The following is an 11,395-nucleotide window of genomic DNA, read 5'->3' on the forward strand; positions in this document are numbered from 1 at the left end:
CTTATACACCCAGTTTACGGAGCAGATTTTTGTTGAGTGCCTGTACCTTTCTACTTTGTTTAGTAAGGTCTTGTCTCATCAAGTCAATGTTGTAGAATATTTCGGAAAAGGCAGTTTGCAGCATGTTGGGTTGTCTACAATCTTTCCCTCCCTTAGGATTGACTACGATATTTATTCCCTTTGGTACCACAGAGATGTCTACATCAGCGTCAGATGTGATAGGATCGCCGTCGTAATGAATAACTCCTTCTTTCTTGCGGCGTATATGAATATGTTTGGCTCTAAAAGTCTTTATCTTTAAGTTTTTATCCAACGTTTTATTGAAAAGCTCAATGGCAACCTGTGGGGCTTCGATGAGGTCAAATGGTTCCATGATAATAATATCCAACAGACCATCGCTCATAGATGCTTGCGGAGCGATATAGGCATTGTTACCATATTGTGAAGCATTGGCTGCTGATACGAGGAAAGCCTTATAACGATGTGTTCCATCCTCATCTTCTATTACATAAGTTTCAGGCTCATAGCTTAATCCTTCTTCAAGAACTTTCTGCATGTAAGTGATAGGTCCACGTTTGCCAGCTTCTGCAAATTTCATCGAAATAAAAGCATCAAATCCCATTCCACACGTGCAGAAGAACGGATGGTTATTGATGATACCATAGTCGAGTGCTTTAACATCATAACAGTTTATGATGTCAATACATTTCTTTAGATTCATCGGTAGGTTTAGATGCCTTGCAAGCCCATTTCCTGAACCGCAAGGGAGTATGCCTAAAGCAGACTTAGTATTGATAAGTGACCTTCCAACTTCGTTGACCGTTCCATCTCCACCCACAGCCACAACGAGGTCTACGCCTTCTTCCACGGCTTCTCGGGCAAGGTCGGTCGCGTGACCCGCATGTTGCGTTTCTGCAATGCGATAGTCAAACTTGTCTTTATCGAGTCGTTCTTCAATAAGGTCTGGAATACCCGCCTTACTAATTGTACCCGATATAGGGTTTAGGATAAAAACTACTTTTTTCTTATTCATTGTGCCAGATAATCAGCGCATGGTTTATTTGTACAAAGATACATATTTATCAGTTATATCGTGGATATTATGAGAGTAAAAATGTTTAAAAATCACTTTTCTAATCAAAAAGACTTTTTTGTCATTCTAAATTAGTATCTTTGCAGCCTAAAATAATATTTAAGTAGTCAATGACTACACCACATTAAAAAATAATGGGACAGTTACAAGACAAGTACAAAAGCTACCGCGAGCCGCAGAAGTTTATGGATGCAGGTGTTTATCCATACTTCCGCGAGATTACAAGTAAGCAAGGAACAGAAGTTACAGATATTGATGGCAACGAGATTCTTATGTTTGGTTCTAACGCCTATACAGGTCTTCCAAACGATCCACGTGTGATTAATGCTGCTCAGCGTGCCCTTGAGAAGTATGGCTCAGGTTGTGCTGGTAGTCGTTTCTTAAATGGTACACTCGATCTTCATGTTCAGTTGGAGAAAGAGCTTGCTGCTTTTGAAGGTAAGGATGAGGCGCTTGTTTTTTCAACAGGTTTTTCTGTAAATGCTGGTGTCCTCTCTGTTGTAGTAGGACGTGGTGATTATGTTATCTGTGATGACCGTGATCACGCAAGTATTGTTGATGGACGACGTTTGAGTTTTGCTACTCAACTTCGTTACAAGCACAATGATATGGAAGATTTGGAGCGTGTTCTTCAGAGACTTCCTCATGAAGCTGTTAAGCTGATTGTTGTTGATGGCGTCTTCTCGATGGAGGGTGATTTAGCTAATCTGCCAGCAATTGTTGAATTGAAGCACAAGTATAACTGCTCAATCATGGTTGATGAGGCACATGGTTTAGGTGTCTTTGGTCGCCAGGGTAGAGGTGTTTGTGATCATTTTGGCTTGACAGATGAGGTAGACCTCATTATGGGTACTTTCTCAAAGAGTTTGGCTTCAATTGGTGGCTTTATTGCTGGTGATAAGGATACTATTAATTATCTCCGTCATACCTGCCGTACATATATCTTTTCTGCAAGTAATGCACCTGCAGCAACAGCTGCTGCTTTGGAAGCTCTCCATATTATAGAGCAGGAGCCAGAACGTTTGGAGCAGTTATGGAAGGTGACAAATTATGCTTTGAAGCGATTTAAAGAAGAGGGTTTTGAGATAGGTGAAACAGAGAGTCCGATCATCCCACTTTATGTTCGTGATATTGAAAAGACCTTTGTGGTTACAAAGTTGGCGTATGAGGCTGGTGTGTTTATCAATCCAGTAATTCCTCCAGCATGTGCTCCACAAGACACCTTGGTGCGTTTTGCTTTAATGGCTACTCATACAGAAGAGCAGGTTGAACGCGGTGTTCAAGCTTTGACTAAGATTTTCAAGGCGCAAGGCATCATTAAATAAGTATTATCTGTTTCCTTATCTAAAAGGATTTGTAATATTAAAACGATGGGGTTATTCTTATAGAGTAAGCCCATCGTTTTTTGTTTATACCTTATATATATAGTGTTGGGTGATGGGTGTTGGGTGTTGGGTGTTGGGTGTTGATGTTTTGTAGATACTTGAGTGTAGAGGGCGTGAATAATTAAGATTATGGTATTATTAGGCTAATTAGCCCAATTAAGCCCAATAAGTCTAAGTCTAATAAGCCCAATAGGTTATATATATAATAACTGTTTCTTGGGATTATTCGGCTTTTATTTTGTTTATTGTATAGGATGATTCTTCATGATGAGAAGTTTTTATGAAAAGAATTTAATGGTAATGAGTATAAAAGTTGTAGTCGGACTGCTATTATGCAGTGAAGATATAGATTTTTTTTTGTGATTTTGGACTTACATGGATTAGAAAGTTTGCTTTTTTGCATCTATTGTCGTCTTACTTGAAAAGTACATTGGCTTATGATAACGTTGACTTGATTAAAAATAAAATATTTTTTTGAGTTTAGTCATCATAATTCCTTTTTCTTCTTACTTGCTTGTTTATCAATAACTTTGCGTCTATTTGAAATTATATGCAAACGGGATTCGTAAGAAAAGTATTATTTTTTATTGAAAAAAAACATGTAAAAGTTTGGAGGTGTCGGAAATATGTAGTACCTTTGCACTCGCAATTCAGAAATGAGTCAATTATTAATGAATATGCAACGGGGTGTAGCGCAGCTCGGTAGCGCATCTGGTTTGGGACCAGGCGGTCGCAGGTTCGAATCCTGTCACCCCGACTTTTTGTCTAACTCTTTAGAGAAAGAGAGACGTTAAATGCGGCAATAGCTCAGTTGGTAGAGCACGACCTTGCCAAGGTCGGGGTCGCGAGTTCGAGCCTCGTTTGCCGCTCTTTGATATTCTGAATTATATAGAAGTTTTCTTCTAAGTAAATGCCCAGGTGGCGGAATTGGTAGACGCGCACGTTTCAGGTGCGTGTGTTTCACGACGTGCAGGTTCGAGTCCTGTTCTGGGCACTTTCTAAATCAGAATGTCTCGTATATGCTGGAGAGGTGGCGGAATTGGTAGACGCGCTACTTTGAGGGGGTAGTGAAAATTGTTTCGTGGGAGTTCGAGTCTCCTCCTCTTCACATAGAGTTTTGAAGTAAGTCGTTACTTACTTAGTAAATGCGGCAATAGCTCAGTTGGTAGAGCACGACCTTGCCAAGGTCGGGGTCGCGAGTTCGAGCCTCGTTTGCCGCTCTTTTTTTAGAGAAACATACATAGCATTTCTTTATGAATTTATATTTGCGATATTTCGATAATGAAGTATTAGTACACAATGTTGAGGAAGCTTTGGATTTTTTAAGTTCTATTCCTGACATTCAACTCACTCCAGAATTGGAAGATGATATTAGAAATTATGCTTCCAACGATGTCTTTTATCCAAAACGTTATAAGGTTCGTCCTCGAGTTTATTTTATAGTTATTAAGACTGAGGCAGCTACTATGATGGATTTTAAGCAGAAGAAAGCTCTTCGTCCGGTTGTTGATGGAATCGTGCGTAAGGATAATCCAGCTATTATGCATCTCAATGAGGAACGTGAGGGATGGTATGAAGGTGAACTTGATTTTAAGCGTGTCGTCCTCATTCCTACTTCTGGTAAACATGAATATCGTGATACTCATTTTGTAGCACAGTGTAAGGCTGTTTCAGGATGGGATTGCTATAATCGTATCGTTGAGTATCTAAAAGATAGGGTTGACAATAGAAGTCAGTTCCCTTCTGCTAAAGGTAAGAATTTTAAGTTTAGATATTTAGGTATGTGGAAGTAATTTCACATGCCTTTTTGCTATTGCTTTCTTATGAATAAAGTAATGTTAATTGGTAATGTCGGTCGAGAACCAGAGATAAAATATTATGAGGCAGACCAATGTATTGCCTCTTTTACTTTGGCAACAACGGAGCGTGGATATACACTTCCAAATGGTACGGTTGTACCTGATCACACTGATTGGCATAACATAGTTCTCTTTAAGGCATTGGCTAAGTATGCTGAGAAGTATATTCATAAAGGCGATAAACTTTATATTGAGGGGCGTGTGCGTTATCGTACTTATGATGATAAGAAAGGTATGCGTCGTTATGTTACAGAGATTTATGGTGACAACCTTGAATGGCTTTCCGCATCCCGTAAATCTGAAAGTGTGTCTGGAGAGAAAGTAGATGATAATACTTCTGATACTACAGATAATTCTAATTTACCTTTTTAATGGATAGTTTTTTAGTAGTTTTTTCTTCTTATATAAGTATTAATCCAATAGATATTAGTGTGATTCTTGCAATTCTATTGGCTGTTTTTCTACTAAGTCTTTCGGCTTTTGCAAGTGCGTCGGAGATAGCTTTTTTTAGTTTATCTCCAACTGATATAGAGTCGCTTGACCCGGATAAGAATACTTCTGATAAGCTTATTCAGCAGTTTAGAGACGATAGTGAGCGTACGTTGGCAACAATTCTTATTACGAATAATCTTGTCAATGTTGCGATTATTATGCTGTGTAATTATATCTTTTCCAGTCTGTTTACCTTTAAGGAAGAGTGGTTACAGTTTCTTTGTGTTACAATTCTTTTAACCTTCTTACTTTTACTTTTTGGTGAGATAGTTCCGAAGGTTTATAGTAGAAGAAATCCATTGGCATTCTGTAGAAGTGGTGTCAAAGGCATTGTTTTCTTTCGTAAGTTGTTTTGGCCTATCGAAACTATATTGTTGAAAAGTGGTGCTTTTGCTGAAAAGGTAGTTCAAAAGGAGAATCGTCAGTTGTCTGTTGATGATCTTGAACAGGCTTTAGAATTGACTGATAAGAATGATATTAAGGATGAGCAGGGTATGCTGCAAGGTATTATTCGCTTTGGAGATGAGACTGCAAAAGAGGTAATGACTTCTCGTCAGGATATTATAGATTTGGATATCCGCTGTTCATATGAAGATGTCTTGAAATGTATCGTTGATAATAACTATTCTCGTATTCCTGTTTATCAAGATAATCAAGATAACATACGAGGTGTACTTTATATTAAGGATCTCCTGCCTCACCTATCTAAGCCAACTAACTTTAGATGGCAGAGTTTGATTCGACCACCTTATTTTGTTCCAGAGACGAAGAAGATAGACGATCTCTTACGTGACTTCCAAGAGAATAAAGTTCATATAGCTATTGTCGTTGATGAGTTTGGCGGTACGAGTGGTATTGTTACTTTAGAGGACATTCTTGAAGAAATTGTCGGAGAGATTAATGACGAGTTTGATGAAGAAGAGCGTAACTATACAAAGTTAGGTTCTAATATCTACATATTTGAGGGTAAAACTCTCTTGAAAGACTTCTCTAAGATTCTTAATCTCCCAGATGATGAGTTTGATGAGATAGAAGGCGATGCTGATTCTGTAGCAGGTTTACTATTAGAAATCAAGGGAGATTTCCCTGCAGTACATGAGATGCTGGACTATAAGAACTATAAGTTTGAAGTCTTAGCTATTGAAGAGCGTCGTATTAGTAAAGTTAAAGTTACTGTTTGTGGTAAGGATAACGAATGATGTTGAGGGTAAGGTCGTCATTGGTCTGTTGGAGATAGAGAAAGGAAGACAGGCTGAGAATGATGGGGTACATTATGTCTTAACGGAAATGTTGGGCTATGAGCCTTTAGTAGAACATAATGAGGATGGTAAACCAATGATAGAGGGCTATCATATAAGTATATCTCATACTCTTGGTTATGTTGCTGTTATTCTTTCTCGTGACTATGAAGTTGGTGTTGATATAGAATACGTTTCTGATAGAGTAAACCGTATATCATCACGTTTCCTAAGAGATGATGAGCTCTTTGCTGATACAAAAGATAAGCTTATTGTTTGGTGTGCCAAGGAAACTATGTATAAGCTCTTTTCTTCTGAACATTTAGCTTTAAAAGATATAAAAGTAGACCCGCAGTTAAGCTTAGTAACTAATATGAAGCGTAATATCACGCTTAAGTTTCAATGTGAGTGTTCTTCAAAGTACATTTTGACTTACACTTGGTATTAAGTATTATTTTATTTCTTCTTTACTGGTACATCTTAATCACAGATAATAGTTTTGATATCATAAATGAATATAATTGTATAAAAAATTCATTATGCAGTAAAAAATGTTTAAATAATTAATTAATTCAGTGTTTAACTTGCTTTTTATTTTCATTTTACCTATATTTGTATCAGTCATTTAGCGGATAACGTAATATATTTACCATTTAGTCTAATTAATAGGAGGTATAAACATGAAAGAAAGCAAAACACGAGAGTTCTTCGAAAATTATGATTTCGAGAATCAGAACAGTCAGGAACATACCGATGCGAATGAAACGCTTGGTGGTGAAATTTGGTACAACTAATGTTGTATGAGTTTAGATTATATATTTTATAATTGATTTTAGGAACGCACTTGCTCTATGAGTTTAAGTGCGTTTTTTTATTTTGTTTAAATGTTTCGTATTATCCCAATAGAGCAATTATACTGGTTTCATACTTATTTTAGTGATTCTTACTTATAGTAACCGGTAGCGTATGTATAAATGATAATTGCTATTTGTTTACTTCGTCAGAAATGATTACTTTTGTATCTGTAAAAAACATATTATGAACGAAGCAAACGTAAAAAGGGAGGAACTAATACTTATACGTATAACAGGACAAGATAGACCAGGATTGACAACAGCGGTGATGTCTATTCTGGCTTGTTATAATGCCCATGTTTTAGATATTGGTCAAGCTGATATCCATTCGACTTTATCACTTGGTATTCTTATTCGTATTAATGAGCAGGGTGCTGGGCAGGTAATGAAAGAACTGTTATTCAAGGCTACGGAACTTGGTGTAAATATCGGTTTTGCTCCTGTAACAGATGATGAATACGAAGATTGGGTTAATAGACAAGGGAAAAATCGTTATATTCTCACAATTATTGGTAGGTCTTTATCAGCTCGTAATATCGAGGAGGCTACTCGGGTGATTACAGAACAAGGTGTGAATATAGATTCTATTCTTCGCTTGACAGGGCGTCAGAGTATTCGCAAAAGTAATCAAAATGTCAGAGCATGTATAGAGTTTTCATTGCGTGGCACTCCTAAAGACTATAGACAGATGCAGGCTGACCTCATGCAGATGAGTCACGAGCAAGGAATTGATTTTTCTTTGCAGAAAGACAATATGTACAGGCGTATGCGCCGTCTAATATGTTTTGATATGGACTCTACACTTATTCAGACAGAATGTATTGACGAATTAGCAAAACGTGCTGGGGTAGGAGAGCAGGTTGCTGCTATTACTGAACGTGCAATGCGTGGTGAAATTGATTTTAAGAAAAGCTTTACAGATCGAGTTGCTTTGTTGAAGGGGCTCGATGCTGATGTCATGAAGGATATTGCCGAAACAATGCCTATAACAGAGGGCGTTGATCGCTTAATGACTGTTTTGAAGCAGTGTGGATATAAGATAGCCATATTAAGTGGTGGCTTTACTTATTTTGGAGAGTATCTACAGCGCAAGTATGGTATTGATTATGTATATGCTAATGAACTTGAGATAGATGAGAATAATAAACTTACAGGGCGCTATCTTGGTGATATTGTTGATGGTAAACGTAAGGCTGAGTTATTGAAGTTATTAGCACAAGTAGAGAAGGTTAATCTCGCTCAGACTATAGCTGTTGGTGATGGTGCTAACGATCTTCCTATGCTTTCTGAAGCTGGCTTGGGTATTGCCTTTCATGCTAAACCACGTGTACAAGCTAATGCTGAACAAAATATTACTACTATCGGTTTAGATGGTGTACTTTACTTTCTTGGTTTTAAGGATAGTTATTTGGGTGAAGCTGGTAAACTTTAATCAAAATAGGTTTATCAAAACCTGAACATATTCCAAAAAGGGATGTATCAAATATATTGTAATTCTATGAATATATTTGATACATCTTTTTTATTGAAACTTATTATTGTTTGGCAAGTTCTTACTGTATAGGCTTGGTTTAACCCAAATCGGTCATTAGACCACAATATGTATAATTCTTATTACTATGGTATTGTTTCCTAACATCTTTTATTTTCTTATCGGCATCTTGTCCGTCTTTTTAACTTGACGTAGCCCGCTACGCCTGCGTTATAAAGCCAAACAATCTGCTCGATAATAAAACAAAATATGTTTAGCCCAAGTTTAACACCCACCTTCGCCTAATTGTTACTGTTACCGTACTTTCCTCGTTTTTCTTATGGGCTCTGTGTCCTACAAATTTTATTCTTTTTGAATGGTGAGTGTTTTAAGTTCAACTTATCGTATATCTGTTTTGCTTGCTTCGAAGGACTACTACATTGGCGCATCTCGATGGTTTCACCTAATGGATTCTTCCCTTTTGTGGTGACGAGCTTTTGAGTGCTCATACGTCGTACTATCTCGGTCCAGTAACAGGATTCTCCTTCTCGTTTTAATTGACAACGGATAGTGTTTACCACCCAGTAGGCTAATAAACCGAAGAAGAGGTGTGCGTCGCTTCGCTCATCTTTCTGATGATAGATAGGACGGAGGTTGAGATCATTCTTTAGTTGTCTGTTCGTACATTCTATCTCACGAATGAGATTGTAGTATTCCCATGTTACACGCTCAGAAAGTGTCCTGACATTGCTGCGGAGGAAATAGACTCCATGCCCAGATTCCATTGCCGAGAGGTCTTTTATCTCCCAGTCTACACGTAGCATCTGCTTGGGTTTCTTCTCATTTTTTATGTAGCTTATCTGGTAGAACTTCGCTATAGAAGGGTACTTCTGTATGGCACGTCCTGTACGTTCAACAACCTTTTCATAGGTTTTTGTTCCGCCTTTCTTGGAGATTCCTTCGTTTATCCTCTGCAGTTCCATCTCAAAACGCTCTCTCCAAACCCTGTTCATGGACGACTCTGTCATAGCTTTCGAAGGAGATGTTATTTCGAGATAATAATCCTTATCATCCTCTGTCTTAACCTCTTTCAGCGTTATCTTTTGCCGACGGGCATCCATTACTGTAACACTCTTGTTATCATCACTGAGCGTATAGTCCTTCATTTTCGTACGGGATACGCAGAGATAATTGTAACCCTTTTTCTTTATTAGCTCCAAGTTCTCTTTCGTGGCAACACCTGCATCCATGACAACAAGCGTATCCTTGGTTCGTGAGGGATTCCTCTTTGCCAGCGTATCAATCATATTGGGTAGAGACTTGGGATCTGCTGTATTACCCTCCAAGATAGAAGAATAACGTATAAAACCTTCTTTATTGATACATAATGCAAGTACAAGTAGCTTACAGTCAGAGCGTTTTTCTTTTGAACGACCGAACTTGGCTTTATCGCTATTACGCTTACTACCCTCGAAATAGAAGTTGGTTAAGTCGAAGAGCATCAACTTGTTGTCTATATTAAAGAGATTGTCAGTAACGCTGCACAGATGACGCTCTAACTGTTCCTTTAGTTCATATAATTTGTCAGTGATTTTATACAGAGAATTGATTCCTGGTATCCAGCCAGGAACTCCACTATAAAGTTCAGCGGCAGCCGAGTTATCGCGCAAATAATAATAAGATGAACGTTCAGAAACTGCATATACCGTGCGAACAATCAATGCTGACAAAGCCGTGTGTATCGCATTTTCCGTCCACCCGTTTTTGCGCAGAAAATCCTCTAATTGCAGCTTGTCTATTGTCTGCTTGCAGAGCCACTCTGTACCAACATTCCTTGCGTCAGTATAGTTTGCCGTCTCAAGGTCTATGTAGTTCTCGTATTTTCTCAGCGACTTCTGCTCTTCCTTATTAAACCGATCGATTCCACCTTCTTTCTCCATACGGATCCACCATTCGTCAGCCTTTGCCTGTTCAATAGGAGTAAGTCCGTCAAGATGTTTTTTAAAAAGCGAGGGTGTACTTCTGTTTTTGAAGCGTTCGGTAAGAGCGTATGCAATTTTTCGAACCTGTACGGCAGTAAGTGAAGGTTCGAACCCGATGTTCAATAGAATTAGCGAATGTACATGACCCTGCACGTCACGATATGACTCCTTGATGCGATAATAAGGAGCCATGTCGCCTGTTGCAGGGTTGAATCGTGTCTGTACATTTGCGTGCATGAGTGCAAAGTAACAAAATAATTTTGATATGACGGTGTCCTACAAATCAGATTTTACTCCTCGTTACAATACCCTATGCTTGATTATCAATCATTTATAAAATTGATACTACACAAAGCATCCCGAAAATTTATGAAAAATAATTTTGCCGGTTAAACTTGGGTTAGGCTCTAATGACCGATTTGGGTTAATGTTTTCCAATATATTCTTTTGCTATAATGTCCCCCATAATTTGTTCTTTATGCATTGTGTTAATGCTCCGCACATGTTGTGCTGATGCTCCGCACACGTAGTGTTGTTGGTAAGTTATAGTACAAATAAAATAGGATACCCTTGTAGAGTATCCTATTTAATTTGTTAGAAATTCCACCAGTGCTTTTTCTTAGGTGGTTTATGATCTTCAAACGAACGATGCGCAAAGTTACGACTTTCCCATGTTTCGTTATTGGTAATCATTTGATAGATAGTTCCCCAGTCTGGTAAGCCACCAAGATTACGGTCATCGATAAACATTTCTACCTTTAGCTTTCTTGAAAAATGATTGTTCTTCTCTTTTTCTTCTTCAGGATAATCCTTGTTTACAGCCCAAAAATCTACCCCACGTTCATGGCACCAATCAACAGCCTCTTGGAGTAGTTCGCCTTCTCTGACGCTCCATAAGATAAGTTGGTGGCCATCTTTAATCAGCATTTTAAGCGTATCGGTAGCGAAAGGAATTTCGCTACCGATTTTAGGATATTTATGTTCTACGATGGTTCCATCGAAGTCAACTGCAATAATCATT

The 11,395-nt window shown here is 38.1% G+C and carries 9 protein-coding genes and 5 tRNA genes; 11 read left to right on the plus strand and 3 right to left on the minus strand.

All coding sequences use genetic code 11. The features are described 5' to 3' along the window. Position 1: 1 nt before the first annotated feature. On the minus strand, positions 2-1,033 hold the full coding sequence (locus tag FIU21_RS07075) for a diacylglycerol/lipid kinase family protein (protein ID WP_004360850.1): 1,032 nt from the start codon (positions 1,031-1,033) through the stop codon (positions 2-4). A gap of 194 nt (positions 1,034-1,227) precedes the next feature. Between FIU21_RS07075 and spt the strand changes: the two genes are divergently transcribed. The 11 genes from spt (at position 1,228) to serB (ending at position 8,353) form a co-directional block, all read left to right on the plus strand. Continuing rightward, entirely contained in the window at positions 1,228-2,418 is a 1,191-nt protein-coding gene (spt, locus tag FIU21_RS07080) for a serine palmitoyltransferase (protein WP_004360851.1), read from the plus strand. A gap of 743 nt (positions 2,419-3,161) precedes the next feature. Then, positions 3,162-3,235: transfer RNA gene (locus FIU21_RS07085), tRNA-Pro, on the plus strand. Positions 3,236-3,274: 39 nt separating this feature from the next. Beyond that, positions 3,275-3,347 (plus strand) — tRNA-Gly (locus FIU21_RS07090). Positions 3,348-3,390: 43 nt separating this feature from the next. After that, a tRNA-Leu gene (locus tag FIU21_RS07095) sits at positions 3,391-3,472 on the plus strand. Positions 3,473-3,502: 30 nt separating this feature from the next. Beyond that, positions 3,503-3,586, plus strand: a tRNA-Leu gene (locus FIU21_RS07100). Between the two features lie 39 nt (positions 3,587-3,625). Continuing rightward, positions 3,626-3,698: transfer RNA gene (locus FIU21_RS07105), tRNA-Gly, on the plus strand. 33 nt (positions 3,699-3,731) lie between these two features. After that, the gene (locus tag FIU21_RS07110) at positions 3,732-4,271 is read left to right on the plus strand and encodes a hypothetical protein (protein WP_004360852.1); all 540 of its coding nucleotides are present in this window, start codon (positions 3,732-3,734) and stop codon (positions 4,269-4,271) included. Positions 4,272-4,301: 30 nt separating this feature from the next. Then, positions 4,302-4,709, plus strand: coding sequence for a single-stranded DNA-binding protein (locus FIU21_RS07115; protein ID WP_231291364.1), 408 nt, complete (start codon positions 4,302-4,304; stop codon positions 4,707-4,709). After that, on the plus strand, positions 4,709-6,028 hold the full coding sequence (gene gldE, locus FIU21_RS07120; RefSeq protein ID WP_172891346.1) for a gliding motility-associated protein GldE: 1,320 nt from the start codon (positions 4,709-4,711) through the stop codon (positions 6,026-6,028). Before FIU21_RS07115 ends, gldE begins: the two co-directional genes overlap by 1 nt. After that, the gene (locus tag FIU21_RS07125) at positions 6,009-6,515 is read left to right on the plus strand and encodes a 4'-phosphopantetheinyl transferase family protein (protein ID WP_036886632.1); all 507 of its coding nucleotides are present in this window, start codon (positions 6,009-6,011) and stop codon (positions 6,513-6,515) included. Before gldE ends, FIU21_RS07125 begins: the two co-directional genes overlap by 20 nt. Positions 6,516-7,105: 590 nt before the next feature. Next, positions 7,106-8,353, plus strand: a complete 1,248-nt coding sequence (gene serB, locus FIU21_RS07130) for a phosphoserine phosphatase SerB (protein WP_004360856.1) — start codon at positions 7,106-7,108, stop codon at positions 8,351-8,353. Between the two features lie 377 nt (positions 8,354-8,730). Here serB and FIU21_RS07135 read toward each other — a convergent pair whose 3' ends face one another. Then, positions 8,731-10,611 carry an IS1634 family transposase gene (locus tag FIU21_RS07135; RefSeq protein WP_172891347.1) on the minus strand — a complete coding sequence of 627 codons (1,881 nt, stop codon included), beginning with the start codon at positions 10,609-10,611 and terminating at the stop codon, positions 8,731-8,733. Between the two features lie 357 nt (positions 10,612-10,968). Further along, a complete protein-coding gene (locus FIU21_RS07140; RefSeq protein ID WP_004360857.1) occupies positions 10,969-11,394 on the minus strand; it encodes a BT0820 family HAD-type phosphatase in 426 nt (141 codons plus the stop codon). Between the last annotated feature and the right edge of the window lies 1 nt (position 11,395).

The sequence above is a fragment of the Prevotella melaninogenica genome (genome assembly GCF_013267595.1).
Taxonomy (GTDB): domain Bacteria; phylum Bacteroidota; class Bacteroidia; order Bacteroidales; family Bacteroidaceae; genus Prevotella; species Prevotella melaninogenica_D.